Source organism: Helicobacter pylori (genome assembly GCF_002832345.1).
Taxonomy (GTDB): Bacteria; Campylobacterota; Campylobacteria; order Campylobacterales; family Helicobacteraceae; genus Helicobacter; species Helicobacter pylori_CP.
The window spans coordinates 24,855-49,271 of record NZ_PHLZ01000001.1 but is presented as its reverse complement, the minus strand read 5'-3'; the positions used below and the strand labels follow the sequence as shown (position 1 = coordinate 49,271).

The 24,417-nt window shown below is 38.5% G+C and carries 17 protein-coding genes and 1 pseudogene; 9 read left to right on the top strand and 9 right to left on the bottom strand.

What is annotated here, in order from left to right; genetic code table 11:
* Positions 1-74: 74 nt before the first annotated feature.
* Positions 75-512 (top strand): CopD family copper resistance protein, encoded by a 438-nt coding sequence (locus CXY28_RS00235; protein ID WP_000338876.1) that lies wholly within the window; start codon positions 75-77, stop codon positions 510-512.
* On the opposite strand, the gene CXY28_RS00230 is transcribed toward CXY28_RS00235, so the two are convergent.
* The 4 genes from CXY28_RS00230 to gltS are packed head-to-tail and all read right to left on the bottom strand — an operon-like array spanning position 509 to position 5,841.
* A complete protein-coding gene (locus CXY28_RS00230) occupies positions 509-2,860 on the bottom strand; it encodes a heavy metal translocating P-type ATPase (protein WP_100979105.1) in 2,352 nt (783 codons plus the stop codon). The genes CXY28_RS00235 and CXY28_RS00230 overlap by 4 nt on opposite strands.
* A 25-nt stretch (positions 2,861-2,885) precedes the next feature.
* On the bottom strand, positions 2,886-3,602 hold the full coding sequence (locus tag CXY28_RS00225; protein ID WP_100979104.1) for a tRNA1(Val) (adenine(37)-N6)-methyltransferase: 717 nt from the start codon (positions 3,600-3,602) through the stop codon (positions 2,886-2,888).
* Positions 3,584-4,618: a dihydrofolate reductase family protein gene (locus tag CXY28_RS00220; RefSeq protein ID WP_100979103.1), complete on the bottom strand. Its 1,035-nt coding sequence runs from the start codon at positions 4,616-4,618 to the stop codon at positions 3,584-3,586. The genes CXY28_RS00225 and CXY28_RS00220 overlap by 19 nt, the downstream gene beginning before the upstream one ends.
* Entirely contained in the window at positions 4,615-5,841 is a 1,227-nt protein-coding gene (gene gltS, locus CXY28_RS00215) for a sodium/glutamate symporter (protein WP_015643627.1), read from the bottom strand. The genes CXY28_RS00220 and gltS overlap by 4 nt, the downstream gene beginning before the upstream one ends.
* 85 nt (positions 5,842-5,926) lie before the next feature.
* On the opposite strand from gltS, the gene CXY28_RS00210 reads away from it, so the two are divergent.
* Entirely contained in the window at positions 5,927-7,126 is a 1,200-nt protein-coding gene (locus CXY28_RS00210) for a saccharopine dehydrogenase family protein (protein WP_100971483.1), read from the top strand.
* Between the two features lie 9 nt (positions 7,127-7,135).
* Here the strand turns inward: CXY28_RS00210 and ccoG are convergent, their stop codons facing one another.
* Positions 7,136-8,512 (bottom strand): cytochrome c oxidase accessory protein CcoG, encoded by a 1,377-nt coding sequence (ccoG, locus tag CXY28_RS00205; RefSeq protein WP_100979102.1) that lies wholly within the window; start codon positions 8,510-8,512, stop codon positions 7,136-7,138.
* A gap of 105 nt (positions 8,513-8,617) precedes the next feature.
* Between ccoG and plsY the strand changes: the two genes are divergently transcribed.
* The 7 genes from plsY (at position 8,618) to CXY28_RS08630 (ending at position 15,660) form a co-directional block, all read left to right on the top strand.
* Positions 8,618-9,280, top strand: a complete 663-nt coding sequence (gene plsY / locus CXY28_RS00200) for a glycerol-3-phosphate 1-O-acyltransferase PlsY (RefSeq protein ID WP_232779966.1) — start codon at positions 8,618-8,620, stop codon at positions 9,278-9,280.
* Complete coding sequence (locus tag CXY28_RS00195; RefSeq protein ID WP_100979100.1) at positions 9,277-9,630, top strand: FolB domain-containing protein; 354 nt, start codon at positions 9,277-9,279, stop codon at positions 9,628-9,630. Before plsY ends, CXY28_RS00195 begins: the two co-directional genes overlap by 4 nt.
* Complete coding sequence (locus CXY28_RS00190) at positions 9,614-9,940, top strand: iron-regulated protein (RefSeq protein ID WP_100979099.1); 327 nt, start codon at positions 9,614-9,616, stop codon at positions 9,938-9,940. The genes CXY28_RS00195 and CXY28_RS00190 overlap by 17 nt, the downstream gene beginning before the upstream one ends.
* A 168-nt stretch (positions 9,941-10,108) precedes the next feature.
* Entirely contained in the window at positions 10,109-12,748 is a 2,640-nt protein-coding gene (locus tag CXY28_RS00185; protein WP_100979098.1) for a TonB-dependent receptor domain-containing protein, read from the top strand.
* A 225-nt stretch (positions 12,749-12,973) separates the two neighbouring features.
* Entirely contained in the window at positions 12,974-14,134 is a 1,161-nt protein-coding gene (locus CXY28_RS00180) for an aminotransferase class V-fold PLP-dependent enzyme (RefSeq protein WP_100979097.1), read from the top strand.
* Between the two features lie 96 nt (positions 14,135-14,230).
* Positions 14,231-15,418 (top strand): transcription termination factor NusA, encoded by a 1,188-nt coding sequence (gene nusA / locus CXY28_RS00175; protein ID WP_100979096.1) that lies wholly within the window; start codon positions 14,231-14,233, stop codon positions 15,416-15,418.
* Between the two features lie 62 nt (positions 15,419-15,480).
* The gene (locus CXY28_RS08630) at positions 15,481-15,660 is read left to right on the top strand and encodes a hypothetical protein (protein ID WP_198516053.1); all 180 of its coding nucleotides are present in this window, start codon (positions 15,481-15,483) and stop codon (positions 15,658-15,660) included.
* On the opposite strand, the pseudogene CXY28_RS00170 reads toward CXY28_RS08630, so the two are convergent.
* From CXY28_RS00170 to CXY28_RS00155, 4 genes and pseudogenes are all read right to left on the bottom strand, one after another.
* A pseudogene (locus tag CXY28_RS00170) lies at positions 15,647-16,407 on the bottom strand (hypothetical protein). The gene CXY28_RS08630 and the pseudogene CXY28_RS00170 sit on opposite strands and share 14 nt — an antisense overlap.
* Entirely contained in the window at positions 16,397-16,834 is a 438-nt protein-coding gene (locus tag CXY28_RS00165) for a Panacea domain-containing protein (RefSeq protein ID WP_100973909.1), read from the bottom strand. Before CXY28_RS00165 ends, CXY28_RS00170 begins: the two are co-directional and overlap by 11 nt.
* A 797-nt stretch (positions 16,835-17,631) precedes the next feature.
* The gene (locus tag CXY28_RS00160) at positions 17,632-21,396 is read right to left on the bottom strand and encodes a DUF7149 domain-containing protein (RefSeq protein WP_100979095.1); all 3,765 of its coding nucleotides are present in this window, start codon (positions 21,394-21,396) and stop codon (positions 17,632-17,634) included.
* Positions 21,397-21,501: 105 nt separating this feature from the next.
* The gene (locus tag CXY28_RS00155) at positions 21,502-24,417 is read right to left on the bottom strand and encodes a type III restriction-modification system endonuclease (protein ID WP_100979094.1); all 2,916 of its coding nucleotides are present in this window, start codon (positions 24,415-24,417) and stop codon (positions 21,502-21,504) included.

The window sequence follows — 24,417 nt, the reverse complement described above, 5'->3', positions numbered from 1 at the left end:
GGGATACTTGACAATAAAACCCTTTTATAGTAGATTAAAAACTCTTTAATTTTCCCATGAATAAAGGATTTTAAATGGATGCGATTTATCCTTATGTGTTGGTTGTTCATTTATTGTGTGCCATTATTTTTATTGGCTACTTGTTTTTTGATGGGGTGATTTTCCCCAATGTGAAGAAAATGTTTGGCGAAGAGTTTGCCAATAAAGCGAATACAGGAATCACTCAAAGAGCGATCAAAATCATGCCCTTATGCGTTTTAGGGCTTGTTTTAACAGGGGGCATGATGCTTAGTCAATACATGGGGGGCGATAAAGGCTGGTGTGAAACCCCTTTTCAAAAAATACTCATGCTTAAAGTGATCTTAGCGTTAAGCATTTTTCTTTTGGTGCTTTTTTCTTTGTCGTGTAAGTTTTTGGGTAAGAAAAACCCTATTGGTAAATATATCCACCCTATCGCTCTAACTTTTGGCTTTTTAATCGCCATTTTAGCCAAAACGATGTGGTTTGTTTAAGAGCGTTTCAACCTTAAAGAATTTAAAACCACTAAGAGCGAGCTAGCACTCATGCTCAAACTCGCTATTAAAGGGTTGATGTATCCTAGCATGGCGACCGGGATTAAAATAGCGTTATAAATCAAGCTCAAAACAATGTTTTGCAACACCACTTGATAGACTTTTTGAGCGTTATGAAACGCTTTTTCTAGCAAACTCAAATCCTCTTCTAAAAGCAAAATATCGCATGCGCTTTTACTCAAAGCGCTTTTTTCAAACCCCAAAGAAACGCTCGCTTTTTTTAAGGCTAGCGCGTCATTATTGCCATCGCCTATCATCGCGCACACGCCCTGATAAGAGCTGACGATTTGAGCCTTATCTTCAGGGGTCAAATGGGCATGATACTTAGAAATCCCTAATTTTTTCGCGCACTCCTTAACCGAGCTTTCATTATCCCCGCTTAAAATTTCTAATTCTAAACCTTGATTTTGTAAAGCCTGAATGACTTCTTTAGCGTTAGCTTTCAAACGCTCTTCTAAAATGAATAATGCGCATAAGGTCTTGTTTTTCGCAAAGCCTACCATGATATTAGCGCTCTCTTTGACCTTTAAATCAACCCCCATGGATTTTAAAAATTTCAAACTCCCCACTAGCAAAGTTTCGTTTTGATAATTCGCTTTTAAGCCATGAGCGAAAAACTCTATCTTTTCTAAATCAACCTCATCGCCATCTAATGTTTTAAGAATCGCGTTATGGGCTAAATGCTCCCTAGTTTTTAAAAGGCTCTTTAAAAGCCTTTCATCAAATTCTTCATAAATGATTTTTTCTTTTAAAAGAACTTCTTTTTGCGTGAGAGTGCCGGTTTTGTCTATAAAGATTTTTTTCACTTTAGCCAGAGTTTCTAAAAACAACGCTTCTTTAAACACGATCAAAGGGTTTTTAAACACCCCTATCACTAGCGCAATGGGCGTAGCTAAAGCGAACGCGCAAGGGCAGCTGATGACTAACACGCTAATACACACCATTAAGGCTTTTTCAAAACCACCCCCCAAACCAAATTGCCATAACAAAAAGCTTATAAAGGCTAAAAACAACACCGCTTTAGAAAAAATATCCGCAATTTTATTCGCGCTGCTCTCAATTAAGGGCTTTTCTAAAAAACTCTTTTTTAAAGTTTCTAACAAACTAGAAAGGCGTGAGTTTTGAAAAGTTGCACTCACTTGATAGCTAAAAGGCACGCCCACATTCACATAACCCCCTAAAATTGGATCATTAACCCCCAATTCCAAAGGTTTAAACTCCCCGCTGATCAAAGATGCATCCACGCTCGCGTTATTTAAAAGCACGCCATCTAAAGCGATTTTAGCCCCGCTTGGCACCCAAACAACAGAGCCTATCGCCACATCTTTAGGGTGTTTTTCTATCTGCTTGCCATTTTCTACAACAATCACGCTATGGATTTCATGCGATTCTAGGGCCAGACATTTTTCATTCGCAAACAGCCTGGCTTTTAATTCCAAAAACTTAGAGCCAAAAACAAGCGTTAAAATCGTGCTGCTCGCTTCAAAATAAGTCTCTTTGGACACCAGCATGGCATAAACGGAATAAACAAACGCCGATAACGCTCCAAAAGACACGCTCAAATCCATGCCCAAAACGCCATTTTTTAGCCCGTAAAACGCCCCCTTAATAAAAAAACGCCCCACAACCACTAACACCAACAAGCTTAAAAAGAGCGATACGAGATCCAAATTCCTTTGCATAAGCTTATCCATGCCAGCGCCATAATTTGCGCCACCATAACTTGCGTATTTGGCAATTGCAATAAACATCAAATTCATGGTGGCAAAAAACCCCACGCTCAAAGTGAGCAAGTAGGAGCGCTGCTCTTTTTGGGCTTTTAGAGCGTAATTTTTTACGTTATAAATTTTAGCCCCATAACCCAAACTCTCAATTTTTTGAACGATCTCTTTAGGGTCTAAGGACTTATCAAACACGATTTGTAAATGGTGGGTGGTGAAATTCACGCTCACTTTTTTAACCCCCTTTAAGCGCTCTAAAACCTTTTGATTGAGCCACAAGCAAGCGTTACAATGCGTTTTTTCTAGCAAAAGATTGAGGATAAAATCGCCCTTATTGTTTTCTTCAAGGGCCTGTTCTAATTCTAAAGCGTTCATTGAATCTTGGGGCGTTACAGGGGCTAAAGTGGAATCGTTTAATTTGTCATAAAAGCTCTCTAAATTCAAATCTAACAACAACGCATACACCCTAGCGCACCCCGTGCAGCAAAAATACAATTCTTTATGATTGATCACCTCTTTAAAAAGCTCACTTTCTTTAAACTCCAACTGGCAATGCGAACATTTCATTTTTGAATCCTTAATTGATTGGGCACTAATTGAGAAGCACTTTGATAGAATAAGTGTTACAGGTTTGATAGATGCTTAGAACTTCTTTGGTGTTGTCGCTTTGGTTTTTGGAATGGTGCGTGATTAAAGGGGGTAAGACTTTTAGAGCGCTTTTGGAATTATTCCTAGCCGCTCCAAGCATCAAATGGGCGTTTTTGTCTTTAAAACTTTGGACAAACCTTAAAGCCTCTAGCGTGAGCTTAACGCTTTTTAAACCCTCTATGACCAAGCAAAGCGACAAGGCTTCATAGCAAAAAATAAAATACCCTTTAGGTTTTAAGCATTTTTTCACTTTAGCCATTAAAGAAGCGAAGTCTAATTCGCTCTGGTGTCTCGCATGCCCTTTGTTTTTAGATTTAATAGAGCCTAAGGCATAAAAAGGAGGGTTGCACACAATCGCATCATACAAAATCGGAGGGTTAAAATCTAAAAAATCGCCCTCAAACACTTGAGCGTTAGGGAATTTAAGGGCGTTTTTTTGGGAGCAAAACGCCATTTTGCTATCCTTTTCCACTAAATGAACGCTCGCTAGCGGGTTGTCTCTGGCGCAGAGCAAGCCTAGAACCCCACACCCTGAGCCTATGTCTAAAATCGCGCCGCTATTTTTGATAAAAGGGCGTGAAAAATCGTATAAAAAAAGCGAATCGCTATTGTAAGAATAAGCGTTTAAGGGCTGGTATAATCTTAAGAGTTTTCTATCCATAAAAGGGCTTCATTTTCTAAGATTTGCGCATGCAACAACCGCCCCTTAAAAGGGGTTTTTAGAGCGAGCGTATTAAACGCTTCGCCAATCATAGACGCATGCGAATGCAAAAGCAGTGCATCAATTTTATCCCTCAAGCTCTCAAACAATCCCCACCCCCCTTCAATGAAATTAAACCCTTTCTCTAGGGGTAAATCTTTAGGGTTGTTGAAAGTATTAACCAAACGATTGGGCGCAGAAAAAACTTTTGAATTGGGGCTAATTGAGCGCTTGGATAAAATAGCGATATTGGGGTTTTTACCTTGATAAAAGCTATCGCAAAAGCGAGCGTCTAATAAGGGGTTGTCCGTTCTTATGGTTTTCCCAGAAATGATGAGCGTGTCACATACCGCTCGCTGGTTGTGCGTGAAAATCACGCTTTTTTGCCCGGTGATCTTGCCATGATAATAATCCCCATTCATCCTTAAAGCGAGTTTGAACAAATTGAAACGCCCCTTTTGTTCCATTATCCTAAAAGGCAAGAGCAAATCCTTAGCCTTGTTTTCTAAATTATGACAAATCATTGTTTCAATATGAGCCTTTTGTAGCCTTGCTAAACCCCCTTTTTTCGCTTCGTTTTCTTCTGCGGCAATGATCACTTTTTTAGGCTTTAAAATTTCTAACAACCCGCTGCACGCCGGGGTTTTGCCATAAGAATTGCATGGCTCTAGGGTGATTAAAAAAACGCAGTCTCTAAAAGCGTTATCGTGGCGTGTTTTTAAAAAATCGCTTAAAATTTTAGGATCTTCTAATTTTTCTAAGTCGCTTTTTAAATGGGGGCGCAAAATCTTCAACGCTGATTTGGCGGCTAAGACTTCTGCATGCGAGGTTTTGGCTTTTTTGTGGGTTTCTAAACTCAAGATCTCATGGTTTTTATCTAACACCATGCAAGCCACGCTTGGGTTTTCTAAGGCTAGGGTTTGATGCTCCCACGCCTTATTCAAGCAAATTTCTAATAAACTTTCATAAAGTCTCATGACGGGAAAAAAGGCAAGAGCAAAAAGCCTTTAATCGCTAAAGCGTTAATAATATCAACAAAAAACGCCCCCACTAAAGGCACAACGATAAACGCTACATGCGATGGCCCATAGTGGTTGGTGATGGTTTGCATATTCACCATAGCCGTTGGAGTCGCTCCAAGCCCAAAACCGCAATGCCCCGCGCACAACACCGCCGCATCATAATCCTTCCCGCATACCCTAAAGGTTACAAGCACCACATAAAGGATCATAACCGCCACTTGAACGCTCAAAATAACCGCTAACGGCACAGCGAGTTTTAACAATTCCAATAAATTCACGCTCATTAAAGCGTAGGCTAAAAACAGGCTCAAACTCACATTCCCTATGACTGAAACCTCTCTGTCAAACACGCTATGGATCTTAAAAAACGACAAGGCGTTTCTTAAAATAACCCCCACAAACAAACACCACACAAAAGTCGGCAAAGTGAAACTTTTAGGCATCAAGTGCGATAAAAAAGTCCCCACTAATAAAGCGATCGCAATCAAAGCTAAAGTTTCTACAAAACTGGATGCGGTGATCAGGCGTTGCTCTTTAGGGGTTTCAAAGCCTTTAGACACCACGCCCTCTAAAGTGTCTTTTTCTTTAGTGTCTTTAGGCTCTAGTTTGTATTTTGAGATCAAATATTTAGCGACAGGCCCTCCAATAATCCCCCCACTCACCAAGCCAAAAGTCGCGCACGCCATGCCCACTTCTAAGCTAGAGCTAAAATTATAAGGTGGTTGGGTGAAAAAATTAGCCCATGCCGCGCTAGTGCCATGCCCTCCCACTAAAGCAATAGATCCCCCTAAAAGCCCCATTAAAGGATTGACCCCTAAAAGGCTAGCGATAGAAATCCCCACTGCATTTTGGCACACCACAAACCCCGCCACAGCCAGCAAAAAGACCGCAAGCATTTTGCCGCCTTTTTGTAAAGATTTGAAATCCGCGCTCAAACCAATGGTGATAAAAAAAGTCAGCATTAAAGGATCTTTTAAAGAAGAATCAAACTGCAAGCCAAAATTGTAAAATTGACGCGCTAACATGATAAAAAAAGCGACTAAAACCCCGCCCACAACAGGCTCTGGAATATCATAATCTCGTAAAAACTTGACTTTAGAAATCACATAACGCCCCAAAAGTAGCACTAAAACCATGCACACCAAAGTGGCATAAATATCCAACTTAATTTCTTGCAAGCCTGCATCCTTATTAATCAAATTTATCTTATTATAATATAATACCCCCCTAAAAGAACGAGATCAGTTAGAAAGTAGGTGTTCCTTGCATACAGTATTACAAATTGGAGCTGGTGGCGTAGGCAGTGTGGTAGCACACAAAATGGGCATGAACAGAGATGTGTTTAAAAATATCATTTTAGCGAGCAGGAGCTTAGACAAATGCCATGCGATTAAAGAAAGCATGCTCAAAAAGGGTTTGGGGGAAATTGGCGTTGAGCAAGTGGATGCAGACGATACGCAAGCCTTAGTCGCTTTAATCCAAAAATACAAGCCTAAAGTCGTTGTTAATGTGGCTTTACCCTATCAAGATTTAACGATCATGCAAGCATGTTTAGAGACTAAAACGCATTACATTGATACCGCCAATTACGAGCACCCGGATTTAGCGAAGTTTGAATACAAAGAGCAATGGGCGTTTGATAGGGCCTATAAAGAAGCAAGGATTTTAGGGATTTTAGGGGCTGGGTTTGATCCGGGCGTTACGAACGCTTATGTCGCTCACGCTCAAAAACACCATTTTGACACTATCCACACTTTAGATATTTTAGATTGCAACGCTGGGGATCACAAACGCCCTTTTGCTACGAATTTTAACCCTGAAATCAATTTGAGAGAAGTCAGTTCTAAAGGGCGTTATTATGAAAACGGCAAATGGATTGAAACAAAGCCCTTAGAAATCAAGCAAGTGTGGGCTTACCCGCAGATTGGCGAAATGGATTCGTATCTTTTATACCATGAAGAATTGGAATCGTTAGTCAAAAACATTAAGGGCTTGAGAAGGGCGAGGTTTTTTATGACTTTCTCTCAAAATTATTTAACCCACATGAAATGCTTAGAAAATGTCGGCATGCTAGGTATTAAAGAAATAGAGCATCAAGGCGTAAAAATCGTGCCGATACAATTTTTAAAAACCTTGCTTCCTGATCCAGCGATTCTGGCTAAAGACACCACCGGTAAAACCAACATCGGGTGCTATATGACCGGCATTAAAAACAACCAAGACAAAACGCTCTATATTTACAATGTGTGCGATCATAAAAAATGCTATGAAGAAGTGGGTTCGCAAGCCATAAGCTACACCACCGGCGTGCCAGCGATGTGCGCGGCTAAAATGATTTGTAATGACACTTGGAGTGCGGATCATTTTAGGGCCGGGGTGTTTAACATAGAAGAATTAAACACCGATCCCTTTATGGAAGAATTGATCAAACAAGGCTTGCCTTATGAAGTGATTGAGCGCTAGTTTTAGGCTTCAATCTTCACTAGGCGCAATAAACACCGATTCCCTTTCTATCGTAATGTTCTTATCGTCTGCGCTATAAGCTTGTATTGTGATAGGGATTAAAGCGTCTCTAGCGCTCTTGTATTCTGTGGCGTTACCCTTTAGGGGTTTTCTTAAAATCACTACCGCTTTGATCTTTTGTCCGGCTTTAATCGCAATAGGATTTAAAGGCTTTTTGATGTGAATGTCTTTTTGCCCTAAAATTTTGAAATAAAACTCATGGTCTTTATTGTCCGTGTTGTGGAATAAAAACACATAATCGTTATCCACATACCCACTAGAACGCAATTCATACAGATCGCTGTTGCGGTTAATGTCTAAGAGCATGCGTTCTTTTTTAAACGAAGTGATGGCTAAAAGAGCTATTACAATAGCGATAACCCCCATGTAAGCGATCGTTTTTAAACGCACTAGGCGCACTTTTTGGCGCGTATTAATGGCGTTAGTTGAAGACCATTGGATGAGTGAAGGGCGGTTGTATTTAGCCATGGTAATCGTGCATGCATCCACGCATTCTAAGCAATTGATGCATTCTAATTGCAAGCCCTTTCTAATATCAATATGCGTGGGGCAAACCTGAACGCAATGCAAACAATTCACGCATTCGTTTTCTGGGTTGCGTTTTTTGGGGGGTAAGGGAAAGAGATGGCCTTGCTTGTCATAAAGCGCTCCGCCGCGCTTTTCATCATAAATAGGGTTTAAGGTGTCATTGTCATACAACACCGATTGCACCCTAGCGTAAGGGCATAAATAAATGCAAAAACGCTCCGCAACCACCACTATATCAAATAGCACCACAGCCGTGCTAAAAAGCCAGAAACCCATAGCAACAGGATGCTCGCTAGGGTTTTTAAGATACATAAAAAAGTCTTCAGGGGCGATGAAATAAAAGAAAAACAACATCATTAGCCCCGCCACAACAGGAGCGAACAATAAAACGCTCAACGCTTTACGCATCTTATAGCTTGGGGTGTTTTTAGGGCTTTCTTGTTTGTTGCTGATCTTTTTATGGAGTTTGAAAATCTTAGTTTCAATCACATCTCTATAAAGCACCCTTAAAAAGGTTTGTGGGCAAGCCCAACCGCACCACACACGCCCAAGGCTAGTGGTGATGAAAAAAATCCCTATAAAAAGCAAAATAACCATAAAAGGCATGACTTGCAATTCTTCAGCGCTAAAGATCTTGCCTAAAAAATGCAGTTGCTTATGCTCAAAGGAGATCAAAAACAAATGCGCCCCATCAATGCGAACAAAGGGCGTGACTAGTAGCGCTAAAGAAATCAATAAAAACCCTATATAACGCTTCAAGCGAAACGATTTTAAAAAATGGCTAGAAGATTCAAGCATTCTCAATATCCTAAAATTTTTAAGCCACTATACCCTAACAACTTAACGCTTTCACTTAAAAAGCAACATGTTATAATGATCGCTATTTTATTTGAAAGGGTATTTATGGAAAGCGTTTTAAATTTCCTAACCAATATCAATGTGATTTTCACCCTTTTGGGTTATTTGATTGGGGGGATTCCTTTTGGCTATGCGTTAATGAAAATCTTTTACGGCATGGATATTACTAAGATCGGATCGGGGGGCATTGGCGCGACGAATGTCTTACGCGCTTTACAAAGTAAGAGCGTGAGTAACGCTAAACAAATGGCCTTATTAGTCTTAATCTTGGATCTATTCAAAGGCATGTTTGCGGTGTTTTTGAGCAAATTGTTTGGGTTGGATTATAGTTTGCAATGGATGGTCGCTATCGCTAGCATTTTAGGGCATTGTTATTCGCCTTTTTTGAATTTCAATGGAGGTAAGGGCGTTTCTACAATCATGGGTTCTGTGGTGTTGCTCATCCCTATTGAAAGCCTGATCGGTTTAGTGGTGTGGTTTTTTGTGGGTAAGGTGCTTAAAATCTCTTCACTCGCTAGCATTTTAGGGGTAGGCACAGCGACTGTTCTTATCTTTTTTGTGCCTTATATGCATATCCCAGATAGCGTCAATATCCTTAAAGAAGTCGGCACGCAAACGCCGATGGTGCTTATTTTTATTTTTACCCTTATCAAGCATGCGGGCAATATTTTTAATTTATTAGCCGGCAAGGAAAAGAAAGTCTTATGAAAACTAAACAAGGCGTTCATGTCCATAACTTGGTGTTTGAAACGATTTTGGGGATTTTAGAATTTGAACGCTTAAAACCCCAAAAAATAAGCGTAAATTTGGATCTTTTCTACACGGAATTACCCAATAAGGCTTATTTAGACTACATGGAAATCCAAGAAATCATTCAAAACACCATGCGAGAAAAACAATACTTACTCATTGAAGACGCCTTGAAAGATTTAAGCCATGTTTTAAAAACGCGCTATAGTGAAATCTCTGAGCTTTATTTGAAAATCAGCAAGTTAGAAATTTCTCCCCATTCTCAAGTGGGGGCGAGCGTGAAAATTTACTATGAAACCAATCTTTAGCCTCTTTTTCCTCCTTATGGTTTTAAAAGCGCACCCCATAAACCCTTTACTAGAGTCGCTATATTTCCCCAGTTACGCGCAATTTTTAAATTTGGAACCTCATTTTATCATTAAAAAAAAGCGCGCTTACAGGCCTTTTCAATGGGGGAATACCATTATCATCAAACGCCATGATTTAGAAGAACGCCAGAGCAACCAACCAAGCGATATTTTCCGCCAGAACGCTGAAATCAATGTGTCTTCTCAAACTTTTTTAAGAGAGATCAGTAGCGCTTCTTCACGCATAGTGATCGATTCGGCCGCTCAGTAATCAGCCGCTCAGTAAAATGCTAAAACTTTTTTTAATCACATTTTTCTTGGTATTTTCTTAATCCTAAAACAAATTTAAGGTATTATTAAATAGAATAATGTAATAATAACCTTAGGTTCAAAGCTTGACTAAATTTTTAGAAAAAAGTAAATAAAAAGGCTAAAAGAAATGCTTAGAAATCAATTTCGTATCGTGTTTGTCTCTTGTATTGTCGCTAGCAGTTTGCAAGCTCAAGAAAATACCCACACTTTGGGTAAGGTAACCACTAAGGGTGAAAGGACTTTTGAATACAACAATAAAATGTATATTGACAGAAAAGAACTCCAACAACGCCAAAGCAACCAAGTCCGTGATATTTTTAGGACTCGAGCGGATGTGAATGTGGCTAGTGGGGGCTTGATGGCGCAAAAGATCTATGTTAGGGGGATTGAGAGCCGTCTTTTAAGGGTAACCATAGATGGCGTCGCCCAAAATGGTAACATTTTCCACCATGACGCTAACACCGTGATCGATCCTAACATGATTAAAGAAGTGGAAGTGATTAAGGGAGCGGCGAACGCTTCAGCAGGCCCTGGCGCGGTGGCGGGTAAATTGTCTTTCACCACGATTGACGCTAACGACTTCTTAAGAAAGAATCAAACTTATGGGGCTAAAGCGGAAGCGGCCTTTTATACCAACTTTGGGTATCGCATGAACGCTACGGCGGCCTATCGTGGGAAGAATTGGGACATACTCGCTTATTACAACCATCAAAATATTTTTTACTATAGAGACGGGAACAACGCTTTTAGGAATGTCTTCCACCCTAACTACGATTTACAAGATCCAAGTAATAGCGATATGAGCGTAGGGACTCCGAGCGAAGTCAATAGCGTTTTAGCTAAAATTAATGGCTATATCAACGAAACCGATAGCATTAGCGTGAGCTACAACCTCACACGAGACAATTCTACAAGGCTTTTACGGCCTAACACCACTTCAGCTCTCTCCAAAGCCAACGACCCAGGAAGCCAGCCAGCCCCCTTTGTGATTGACTTTGGGAAAGAATTAGCCCATACCATTAACTTCAACCACAATTTGAGTCTGAAATACAAGCATGAAGGCGGCCCTAATTTTAACCAACCGCGCGTTGAATCCACCGCCTTTTTAGGGGTAAGGGGGGGCAATTATAACCCTGTGGTGAATCCTTTCGCTTACAATTCTAACGAGCCGGCTAACCCGGATTATATCCCTGAGGTGAGAGAGTGGTGTAATAACCCGGATAATATCAGCCAATGCACGCAAGGGGCTATCAGGCCTTATAATGGAGGGTATCAAATAGGCTATGGCGTACCTAACTCTATTAATTGGCAAGGGGATAGCGATTCTAGTGGAGGGGCGCAAGCAGGGTATGGGCAGCTTAACGCTACTATGCTTTCTGCAAGCGCGAATGTCTATCATGGGCTTGTCCCTAAAAATCCTGATTATGACATGACCCCCCCTAACGCTCAAAACCCTAGCGCAAACGATTGGACTTTAGGGAATGCGGACGCTGAGGGGACTTTAGCCAGAAGGATTTTCTTAATCAACTCGGGCGTTAATTTTAAAGTAACCCACCCCATTAGCGAAGATTATGGGAATGTGTTTGAATACGGCATGATTTATCAAAACCTGAGCGTTTTCTCTGGATTGGATAAAGGCAAAAACGGCTATTATAAAAACAATATTGATCCTAACGACCCTAATGGGCCGGGCTTGCCTTACCGCCATTACTACACCGATCAAAGCTCTCAATACCCTCAAAATCTCAACACCCCTAACCCGCTCTATCGTAACATGCCCCAAAATTCGCATGCGATCGGGAATATCATCGGAGGGTTTATGCAAGCGAACTACAATATTTTAAGCAATGTGATCGTGGGTGCGGGAACTCGTTATGATATTTACACCTTGCTGGACAAAAACGGCCGCACGCATGTAACTTCTGGTTTCTCGCCTTCTGCAACCGTGCTTTATAACCCCATTGAAAGCATTGGCTTGAAAGTGAGTTATGCGTATGTAACTAAGGGGGCTTTGCCTGGCGATGGCGTTTTGATGCGCGATCCTACGGTGATTTATCAAAGGAATTTACGCCCATCAATCGGTCAAAATGTGGAATTCAATGTGGATTTCAACAGCAAGTATTTCAATGTGCGCGGGGCAGCGTTCTATCAAGTCATCAATAACTTCATCAACAGCTACGGGCAAGACACTTCTAAAAATGGCGGAGGTAACGCGACCGCAAAAAACATGTCAGGGAATTTGCCCGAAACCATTAATATTTATGGTTATGAAGTTTCAGGGAATGTGAGGTATAAGAATTTCTTAGGGACTTTCTCAGTGGCTCGCTCTTGGCCAACGGCTAGGGGGCATTTATTAGCGGACACTTACGCTCTAGCTGCAACGACTGGGAATGTGTTTATCTTAAAAGCCGATTATGATGTTCGCAGATGGGGGCTTACTTTAACCTGGCTCTCACGCTTTGTAACTAACATGTATTATGAGGGCTATTCTATCTACTACCCGCAATACGGCTTGATCAAAATCCATAAACCTGGGTATGGCGTGCATAATGTCTTTATCAATTGGACTCCGCCTTCTAAAAAATGGCAGGGTTTAAGGATTTCAGCCGTGTTTAACAATATCTTAAACAAGCAATATGTGGATCAAACTTCTGTGTTTCAAGCGAGCGCGGACGCTCCAGCGAGCGATATGATCCCCAAAGGCAAGCGCATGGCGCTCCCGGCTCCTGGATTTAACGCGCGTTTTGAGGTATCCTATCAGTTCTAAAATGAAAGAAATCTTAGGATTTCTTTTTGAATTTTGAACATGGAAACAAACATGAAAAAGCCCTATAGAAACCGCCAAACTCTATGGAAAAAGTTCCGCTCACTCAATAAACTCATTAAGATGCTCCTAAGGATTTTAAAAAAGTAGTTTTATTAAAAATTTAGCGAGTTTAGTTTAAGATAACGCTTTATTTTAACTCAAAAAAGGAATCAAACGCGCTTCACTATGGCTAAAGAAACGCTTGAAATAACCCTGGATCTTTTGAAAAGCCCTTATCAAAAAATCATCAATGCGAGCGCGAGCGTTTTTGATGAAAATCATGGGCGATCGTTTTTTAGCCCGCAATTTTATGAAAAAATTGAACCTTATTTAAAAGAAGTTTTAACCCAACCCATTGATTTAGAATGCGATCTCAACACCGCTAAAAAAAAGAACCGCTTAACCCCTTTAAAACAGCTTTTTAAGGCGTGTTTTAACGCTGAAGAAATTTTAATTGTCAATAACAACACCAGCGCGATATTCCTCATCGCTAACGCTTTAGCGCAAGAAAAAGAAATCGTTGTTTCTTATGGCGAATTAGTGGGGGGGAATTTTAACCTTAAAGATATTTTATTGAGTAGTGGGGCTAGGCTGCATTTAGTGGGGAATACCAGTCGCGCTTATTTAAGGGATTACCGCTTGGCCTTGAATGAAAACAGCAAAATGCTCTTTAAAACCCACAACCCCGCTTTCAAAAAAGACACGCCCTTTAAAGATTTGCAAGCCCTAGCCAAAGAGCATGGTTTGATAGATTATTACAATTTAGGGGATGTGGATTTGTTAAACAGAACGGCTTTAGAAGAAATTTTAGCTCTAAAACCATCGCTTTTAAGCTTTAGTGCGGATAAATCCTTTAACAGCGCACAAGCCGGCATTATTATGGGGAAAAAAGAATGGGTTGAAATGTTAAAAAACCACCCCCTTTATAGAGCCTTGAGAGCGGATAAAATCACGCTCACCTTGCTTTTTCACAGCCTAAACGCATGGGTCAATCATCAAGAAGAAATCACAATCCATGCGTTACTAAACCAAACTAAAGACGCCTTATTGCAAAAAGCCCTCAAACTCTACGCCCTTTTAAAGCCTTTAGAATTGAATGTGAGCATAGCCTCTAGCTTTTCTAAAATAGGGAATTTGTTTGGTAGGGAATTAGAATCCTTTTGCGTGAAAATCCAGCCCAAAAACACCCGCGCTTTAAATGGTGAGAAACTTTATTTAAGGCTTTTTCAAAAAGGCGTTATTACAAGAATTTCATGCGAATTTGTGTGTTTTGAAGTCTTTAGCCTGAATGAAAAAGATTTTGAAAAAATCGCTCTGGTTTTAGAAGAAATTCTTAATAAAGCTTGAAAATTCGCTATAATAAAATTTCTTTTAAACGCACCATATCCCCCACAATAGAGAATGATAGAAAACGACAGAACATCAATTTAAAGGAACTTAAGAATGGAAAAAATCAGCGATCTTATAGAATGCATTGCGTATGAAAAAAATTTGCCTAAAGAGATGATTTCAAAAGTGATTCAAGGCTGTTTGTTAAAAATGGCACAAAACGAATTGGACCCCCTAGCGCGCTACTTGGTGGTTGAAGAAAACAAGCAGCTCCAGCTTATCCAGTTGGTGGAAGTTTTAGAAGACGATGATGAAAGGTTGATTAACGATCCTTCTAAATACATCAGCCTGTCTAAAGCCAAAGAAATGGATCCAAGCGTTAAGATTAAGGACGAATTGTCTTACAGCTTGAGTTTGGAGAGCATGAAGCAAGGAGCGATCAACCGCCTTTTTAAAGATTTGCAATACCAGTTAGAAAAGGCGTTAGAAGACAGCCACTTTGAAGCGTTTCAAAAGCGTCTCAACAGCGTTTTAATGGGGCAAGTGATTTTAGTGGATAGCAACCAAAACACTTTTATTGAGATCGAGCAGCAATTTCAGGGCGTTCTTTCCATGCGCCATCGCATCAAGGGCGAGAGTTTTAAAGTGGGCGATAGCATTAAAGCGGTTTTAACGCAAGTCAAACGCACGAAAAAAGGCTTACTCTTAGAGCTGAGCCGCACCACCCCTAAAATGCTTGAAGCTTTGTTGGAATTGGAAGTCCCTGAAATTAAAGATAAAGAAATTGAAATCATCCATTGCGCGCGAATCCCAGGCAACAGAGCGAAAGTGAGCTTTTTTTCCCATAACGCCAGGATTGACCCCATAGGCGCGGCTATGGGGGTTAAGGGCGTGCGCATTAATGCGATCAGTAACGAATTGAATAAAGAAAACATTGATTGCATAGAGTATTCTAATGTGCCTGAAATTTATATCACTTTAGCGCTCGCTCCAGCCAAAATTTTAAGCGTTGAGGTTAAAAAAATCCCCATAGAAGAATTGAGTGCTGAAGAAAAAGAATCCATTCAAGAGCGTTTCATTGCCAATAACCATTTGCAAAAGGCTAAAGTGCGCTTGTTAGACATTGAAAAATCTAAGGCTATCGGTAAAGGCGGGGTGAATGTGTGCTTAGCGTCCATGCTTACAGGCTATCACATAGAGTTTGAAACCATTCCTAGCGTCAAAGAAAACGCAGAAAATGAAAGCGAAAAAGAAACGCAAAAAGTAGGGGTAGAAGCTTTAGAGTCTTTGTTTAAGAATTAAAATGATTTCTGTGAAACTTATTGAGTCTTTAATCAAAAGGAATTTAAGTTAAAAGGCTTGCGGTGTTCAATAAACGCGTGATTGGATTTCTTAAGGCTAAATTTGAAAGAAATAATTTAGGTTTTTCAATGAGTGTTGAGATTTTCAAAATTGCAAAAAAACACTCAATTAAGAAAAATTTGCATCAAATTTTATTGGAATGGACGCAAAAAATGGGTTGGGTTGAATTTAAAGATATTTAGAAACTAATCTCTGTATTATATGCAATTCTCCACAAAAACCAATCACAAGTAGAATTGTAACTATTAAATTAAACCAAAAAATAGGTTTTTTGCAAAAATTTTCTTGTTTATCTTTTTCCTCTTTTGATAAGGATATTTTTGATAAAAAAGAAAAAAGCAGATACAAAATATTCCCAAAAAATAAAGCTATAAAAGCCATAACAAAAACCAAGCGATAGGCGTTCGCTTTGTCAATATTTGATAAAACAGAAGTGGAAAACGCCAATCCCCCAACAAATGTTAAAACAATAGAAGCAAAAATACCTAAAATGGTTATGTATTGCGTTTGTTGCTTATTCAATTCTTCGCTTAATTTTTTATAGTTTTTATTTAGATCTTCTAACTTGATAGAAATATCTTTAACTCTACTCATTTTCTCATCAAAATCTTGCAGTTTGATACACTCTAAATTCATGCGATCATAAAGCTTTTCTAGTTTTGGCTAATGCTTTCAACTTCTTTATTATCTTGAATCTCTTTGAGTGTCCTTATATTTTGTGCGAGTGTCATAAAGGCTTGCTCTTTATCCCTTGTAGAATTTAAAATAATAGTTGTAATTTTTGAGTATTTATGCCTGTATTCTCCTTGATAGATTTCTTTGAGATCTTTGATGATTTGATCTGTTTGGCTAAACAAATCCCCCTTTTCACACAGCGATACAATAATTTCTTCTAGCTTTTTATCTTTATCTTCTTCTTTAGTTTCCATTTGTTTGTTTGGCTTCTTGTCTGATCAAATCTTTACTAATGATTTCTTTTCTATCTTCTTTGAAGCTTTTATGCCAAGCGCCATCTTCTTTATGACTCTCTTTCACTAAATCCCAATAGGATTTTTTGCTGCATTTTTCTATGGAGCGATTGATGGTTTCAAGTTCATCTTTTCTAAGATTTTGTGAGAGCGTTTCCTCTTTGGGTTTGTTAATAGAATTGGCACCATAATTACGATATTTATAATACACCTCTCTTGCAACAGGTCCGTATTTCCAAGCTTCAAAATCATCAGAAACTAGGTGTTTGTCAAACTCTTTAATATAGTCAAGCTCTGTGAAATACAAAGTTTTTTGCAATTCTAAGTTGCTCAATTCTTTGTTTGAATGCTTAAGAATATATTTTGCTAGTTCCAAAGCATTAACCATTAATACCCCCTAGTTAGTTTTTGCTAATTTTAACTAAATATTGTTAACTTTCTAACCATTCCTTTTTCAATGATTTTAATCTCTTTATTTATAAAGATATTTTTCAAGAAAAAAGTAAGGCCAATAACTTAAGCTCTAAAAACAGGCTTTAAGTTAAAAATTTGCGGTATTGAACAAATATTTAATGGAATTTCAAAAATTTGGAAGAAAAGTTTTTCAATACGATTTTAAATTAGTGGTTTGCAGCTTTTATAGAAATCGTTTTTGTAAGATTAGGGTAAAATAACGCTCACCCCCTAGTTTTTCGCTAGAGATTAGGGGGTAAATTACCTTCAAAGGATTACTATGTCCAAAAAACATGGTAAAAAAACCTTTGGTTGTATTATACTTAAAAATACCCTTTTTTAAGTATAGGGTTAAAATCGTTGTTAAAAAAACCCATTAAGCCAAAGGTTTCCCCTATTTAAGGGGTTTCCTTTAAGGTAAAGTGCTTTTTATTTCTTGTGAAGTTTTTCGATGCGACTTTAAATGAGTGGTTTGCAGCTTTTATAAAAATCGTTTTTGTAAGGCTAGGATAAAATAACGCTCACCCCCTAGTTTTTTTGCTAGAGATTAGGGGGTAAAATCCACTTTTAGGAGCTTACTATGAAAAATCATCGTAGTAAACACTCTTGGAAAGAATTATACCTAAAAATCAGTTTTTTGGGTTTAAAGTTTGATCTAGTGATCAAACGCTAATTCTTAAAAAGAGTTGCCCCCTAAATTAGGGGGTTATCCTTAAGTGGAAAATCAGCTTTTCACTGCCCGTCTTCAATGATCTTAATTTCTTCATCGGTGAAGTGGTAGAGCTGATAGACTAAAGCGTCAATTTCTTTTTCTAATCTTTGGGTGTTGGCTTTAGGGTCGTTTTCTTTTAATTGTAGGATTTGCTCCACTAAAGCGGTGATTTTATCGGCTGTAGGCTTGTTTGATTTGGTGATTTGGGGAATGGGTAGTCGTTCTATAAAAGCCTTTTTATAGCGATAGCCACTCTCGCCTAGTCCTCCGCCAGCATAGAAAGTTTTGAAAGCAAAAGTGATCAATTTAGAATGCAACATTCCTAAAAGATAGTGCAAATGTTCTCCTGTGAGAATGAAGCTCGTGGCTTCTGCATAAAAATACCCTAATTCGCATTCTCCATTATCTAAATAAAATCGTGGCTCTTGCACGATCTCGCCATACACAATTTTCTCTTTTTCAAAATCCTCTAAATACGCGCAATTCCTTAAGTGATAGGGGGTGTCTCCTTGATCGCATCGTGTTGCAATAGTATCTAAATGAGCGTTTAAATGCGCTTTGAGCACAGGGGTTTTTTCTATATCAATGGGAGGGATTTTGGATTTGAGATTAGAAGTGTAGCCGTTATGGGTGTTGATCACCCACAAATCCGCCCACTCATAAGAATACCTTTTAATGTCTTTCCCTCTTAAAATAGGCTTAATAAGCCTCTCTGTGCGCTTTCTTTCTTCTTGCGTCTTGCAAGCGTTCAAAATGGCGTCTCTTTTTTCAGTGGGAATAATAAAGGCTTCGTTGCAACCGGTTAAAATGCCACGATAGATTTGAATATCCCAGTCTTTAAGCGGGGTGCCAACACTCTCTATTTTGTCCCTCAAATCTAAAAGCGTGGCGTTGGCAAAAATAAAGCTTTCTGTTGAAAGCGCGTTTTGTTTCATCAAAAAGGAGGGGGTGCTTTTCAAATCGTCTTTATCGTTTGGGGTGGGTTCGTAATATTCAAAAACGCTCTCTTTAGGGGGCGTTTGTTTGATGAAATTCATGATACTGGTATCCACTGCAGCACTCTCAAAGACTTTTAAAGCGTTTAGTTCCATGTAGCTGACAAGGGTGGTTTTTTGAAGCAGCCATTCCCTCAATTTAGCGCCGTATTTGGCGCGCGCGTATTTGTTAGAAGTGATGAAAGCGTTAAACCCCTTTTCTTTTAAAAGGTGGTAAGCTAAGGCAAAAAAGTAGGTGTAAATGTCAGCGGTGCTGTTATAGAAATCTTGGTATTGCTTTTCTAATAAAGGCTTTATGTCTTTGATGTGTTCTTGGCGGATATAAGGCGGGTTGCCAATGATGCAATCAAAGCCTAAAAAATCCCCCTCATCGTCCAACACTTCAGGGAATTCAAAGCGCCATTCAAACGCATTGTGATACTCTCTACCACTCAAGGTATCATCAAGCTTTTTCCTTAAAGCTCTAATACGCCCATAAGAAGCAAAAGCCTCTTCCTCTTCTTTGGGGCTTAGTTTGGGCGTGCCAAAAAGGTTTGGGATAAAGTAATTCAACCCATCTAGCAAACTCTTATCGTCTAGGGCAAAATCATTGTATTTTTTGATGTGTTTTTCAATAGCCTTTTCAAGCTCTGCTTTGGTTTTAGGGTCTTTGAGCGTGAGGGAAAAAGTGTTTTTTAAGTCTTGGATTTTGTTGATAAGATCTTGCTTATTTAAGGGATAGAGAGAGTTTGGGTCTTTGTATTGGGCGACTAGATCTTTGTATTCTTGGATTTTTTGCTTGATATTGGGGATCTTTTTGAGATCATCATTCAAATTAAAGCGTGAGATCAAGCTGTTAGCGCACTTAATGTTAATGTCAATGTTGGGGAGGGTTTCAAGCGCATTAGTGTTCTTGCCCTTTTCAAAAATATAATAGCTGTATTTTAAAAGCTCTATCCATAGCCTGAGCTTGGTGATTTCGCAAGAATTGGGGTTAATATCCACGCCAAAAAGGCAGTTTTCAATGATGTCTTTTTTAAGCTCAAAAAGTTCTTTTTGGATTTGGTGGTGGGGGTCGTTTTCGCTATGTGGTATGGTGTATTTAAAAACTTCATTTTTTGGCGTGTGAATGATGATTTCATCGTTTTCTAATCTAAGCTCGTGGCGATACAAGGAAGCAATAAGCCCTAGCTTGTGAGCAACCCACACCATTTCATTGAGTGCAGAGACTAAAAAATGCCCGCTCCCCACCGCCGGATCGCAAATGCGTAAAGTGAGAAGGAGTTGCAAGTATTCTTTGCGTTTATCCTCTTTATAGCTATTTTTGAGGTAATTTTTTAATTCTTTTAAATTATCGCACTCTATCATGTAAGTTTGATTGAATTTATCCAACACGATTGTCGTGATGCTCTCTTTACACATGTAGCTTGTGATGAAGCTTGGGGTATAGAAGCTCCCCTCTTTATAGCCGTTGAGTTTTTCAAAAACAAGCCCTAAAACGCTAGGGTTAATCAAACAGCTTTCGCTGTTATTTTGATTATCTTTAATGTCTTTAGGGGTGGTGGTGAAATCATAAAGGCGCAAAAATTCAAAAAGGTATTCTAGCAAGGGCAAAGGTTTTAAATCTTTTTGTTTTTGATAATCTTCATCTTTTTTGAGAACGGAATTTTTATAGATTTCTAGCTTTTTATTGTCTAAAAGCTTGATTTCATACCCCTTTAATTCTAAAGGCGTTTTATCAAACAAACTGGAATTCAAATAAGGGATTTTTTGTAAAATCTTGTCTTCTTTAATTTCTGGTAAACGCTCGCTGTTTTTCTTGGCTAGGACTTCAAAAAAGAGATCGTTTAGGGCGTTGAAAGTTTTAAAGTTTTCTATGGTTAAGAAAGAATTTTTAAAATGCTTGAAAGAAAATAAAAGGCTTTCTAAAAGCCGTAAAAACAAGATGCGGTTATTCCAAGCGATGAGCAACGCCATGACTTCTTCATCGTCTAAATTATTGTATGAACCTTTTAAAGCATCGCTTAGGGAGTTTTTGGTGCGGCTGGGCTTGATTAAAATTTTCCCTTTGTCATTTTGCTCTTCTAACCCTAAAATGTAGAGCAATTCTTCATAAAAATCTTTGTTAAGCGTGTTGGCGTCAAGGGTTTTCCTTTGTTTTAAAAGGACTTCTTGGCTTAAAACTTGATAAATCAAAGGAAGTTCTTTAGAATCATCGTTCAAATTAAAGTGAGTGTAGCGAAGTTCGCCCTTAAAATCTGTTTTCAAATATTGTTCTAAATCTTTGTAAAATTTTGGTTTTGAAGGGTCTGTGCCTTCGTTTTTAGCCCAACTTTCATAGAATTTATTGATGCGTTTATCTTTTTGAAACAACAAAAGCAAATCCCTACAATCAAAGAGAAAAAATTCATGCGCGTTGCAAATAATGGCGTGTTTTAGGGAGTTGTTTTCTTCTGTCTCTTTTAAAAAATACAAAACCATTTGACAAAAGGCTTTACTGAGTGGGTTTTCTCTGTCTTTAGGGAATTCTGTCTTGTTACTTAGGGATTTGACTTCAATAAGCACCCAAGGTTTTTCACCCACATAGATCGCGCTATCCACTTTTTCATTAGTATTGCAGTCATAGCCATAGGCATTTTTTAAAAACTTATTGATTTCATTTTTTTGAAATTCTTCATCATTTCGTCTTGGCGCGTTTTCTAATAAGCTGTTTATTTCTTTTTCAAAATTTTCTATAGTTTCCTTTTTGGGTTCTTGGGGGTTGTATGGTTTAATAAAATCTTTAAGTGGAATGGGAGTGAAACGAATCATAAAACGCCTTTGAAATGGGATGAAAACGATTATAACAAAAGCACCATGAATTTTAAATAAAACGCTTTTCTTTGAAATTGTTCCATGTGAAACATTAAAGTAACTCTAATCTTTACGATTTAAAACTTCATTGATCAACATGCTTAATTGATCTTTGTTCATTTTGGTTTCGTATTCAATATTCACGCCTTGCTTTTTTAAAGCTTCAAAAAATTTCTTAGCGGTTGAAATTTTCCGCCGCTCTTCTTCGCGCAATTCGCTTTCATGTTCAACCCCCTTAGTTTCCACCACTAACAACACTTTTTTATCGTTGTTTTCAACCACATACCCAAAATCAGGGCTATAAGTTTGATTTAACCCTACTGGGATTTTAACCCTAGGGAGCTTGCCAAAAACAATGATTTTAGTGTCGTTAGATTCTTCAATCGTGTCTTTTTCAATCTCGCTATGCACTTGCATGAAATTTTCATACAGGCATCTTTCTCGCACGCTTGAATTTTTAATCTCATATTTATCCCCATCCAAACTCCCGTCTAAAAATTCTCTAATTTCTCCTTTTTCATCATAAAACGCATCGTTTTTTCTGTTTTTAATCGTCGTTTCGCGCATTTGATAGGAGATTTTATCTTTAATATTTTGATAAATGATTTCCAAAAACAGCTCTTCTAAGCGCTTTAAGCCCTCTTGTTCGTTTTTTTTAATTTCATTAAACTTGTTTTCATCAATGTTTTCCAACACTTTAGCCACGCTTTTAAAACTCAATTTCACCTTATTAGACAAGGCGCTGATAAATTCATGCAAGCTCCACACACATGCGCTTTCTCGCTCAAAAATCTCTGTTGTGGCGTTATTTCCCATCGTTTCTATTTTTTTATGAGTCGTAACCGAAACGATTTTTGAACTGACATTAAAAGAAGAATCGATCTTTTTGACAATCTCATCAATCAAACTCTCGCTATCAATGGCGTAAGCGATCCGGGCTTGATGATTCAAACTTTCCCATAAGGTTTCAAATTTTTTAAAATTTTCTTTATTGATTTTGATTTTTTCAGTTTTTCGCTCGTTTTTGTCCCTCACTCTAGAATTACCAATCAAGCGATCTTTTAAAAAATCTTTTAATTTTTCAAAATCCAAGTATTTTTCATTTTTTAAATTTTCTAGTTCTGGCTCTTTTTTTAAAAATTCGTTTTGATTGAGAGTGAGTTTAAAGTTTTCATCATCTGTTTTTTCTCCAAAACCCAAACCCTCTAATGTTTCCAATAAAACCCCATAATACCCTTTTTTAACAACGCCGCTTTTTTCTAACTCTTCTGCACTGAATGTTTGTTTAATCAAGCTATGTTCGCTTATCTCTTGCTGGATCGCTCCCACAAAATCCCCCTCCACTTGCGGCACGATCACCACCAATTCATTGACAAAATCAAAATCAGCATGCTCTTTAGTGATGCGTTCGCCCTTATCATTCACAGCGAGCCTTAACCCCCTACCGATTTGTTGCAATTTAGTGATATTGGAATGGCTAGGGGCTAATTTGCAAATCGTCATCACGTTAGGGTTATCCCACCCCTCTTGCAACGCCCATTGCGAAAAAATAAACCTGAGATCGGAATCAAAACTCAGCAATTTTTCTTTTTCTTTTAAAATGAGCGCGATCACTTGGGCTTCATCGCTCTCTTTCTTGCTTTTAGCAAAATACCCTCCATGCACTTTTAAAATAGCGTCTTTGGTGCGTTCTAAATACGCTCTATAATTTTCATCTAAAGGCTTTTTTAAGACTTCTTCAAGCTTTTGTTGGTAGAGTTTTTCAAATAAAAGGGCTAATTTGGCCGGCTTTTCATTCTCGCTTAAATAGCTATTTACCCCGCTAATAAACACCATGCACAAGGCTTTAATCCCATTTTTAAAAAGCCCTTCTTCTCTTTCAAAATGGCTTTTTATCGCTTCTTTCAGCATCACTTCTTGTTCTCCCTCTAAAAGATGAGAAAAAGGCTCTTTTTGATCCAGTAACAAATTAAAGCCATTGAGAAAACGAATCTCAGTTTTAGTGATTTTTTCTACAATGTAATCTTCTAAAGCGCTGATTTGAGTTAGCGCGCCTAAATTATCGTGCTTTTTGACTTTGACGCTTTGAGTTTTATTTTCTAAATCCGTGTAGTTAATCATAGCTTCATATTCGTTTTGTATTTTTTTAATCTCTTTAAGCTCTAAAAAACACTCTTGACTCTCCCCCACAGACGCCACGCTGATGCTTTTCACTAGGGCGCAATCAAACGCTTTTTTGCTGTCTAGCGTATAAATCAGATTATTATAATCATCTTTAAAAGTCGCCCCAAACCTGAGCGTGATTAAAGCGTTTAATTGTTCCAAATATTTTTTTGTTTTATCGCCTAAAAATCGGTGCGGTTCGTCTAAGATTACGATGGGGCGCATACTCGCTAAAGCTCGCATGTAACTTTTTGCACCATTGAATAGATTCGTGTTTTCTAGGCATGATTTGTTGATAGTGTTTTTCTCTTTATTAAAGGCAGAAAAAGTCATCACCAACACACAGCATTTATGGTTGCTCGCTAGAATGAATCTTTCTGCATCTTCATAGCTTTCTAAATGCGTGTTAGAATACTCGCTTTTAAAAAATTCTCTGGTGATTTCAACACTCTTTAAAACCCCTAATTTAATGGCGTTGCTTGGCACTAAAACGATGAATTTTGACAAATGGTAGTTTTGGTGCAAGGCATAAACGCATTCCAAAAAGCAAAAGGTCTTCCCGGTGCCTGTTTCCATTAAAATATCGCAGTTTAACGACTTCTCAATCCCCACACTTCCCTGGGTTATTTTTTGTTTCGATCGCAAATTCTCAATATTTTCTAATAAAAGATCTTTGAATGCCCCTATTTCAAAAACAGGGTTAGCAATCCTTTGAGCGTCATTTTCTTGCTCCATGAAATAAATCCCCTTAAACACCCCTAAAATTTGGTCCCGGCATTGCTCCTGATAATCCAATCGTTTGAATTTGATTTTCAT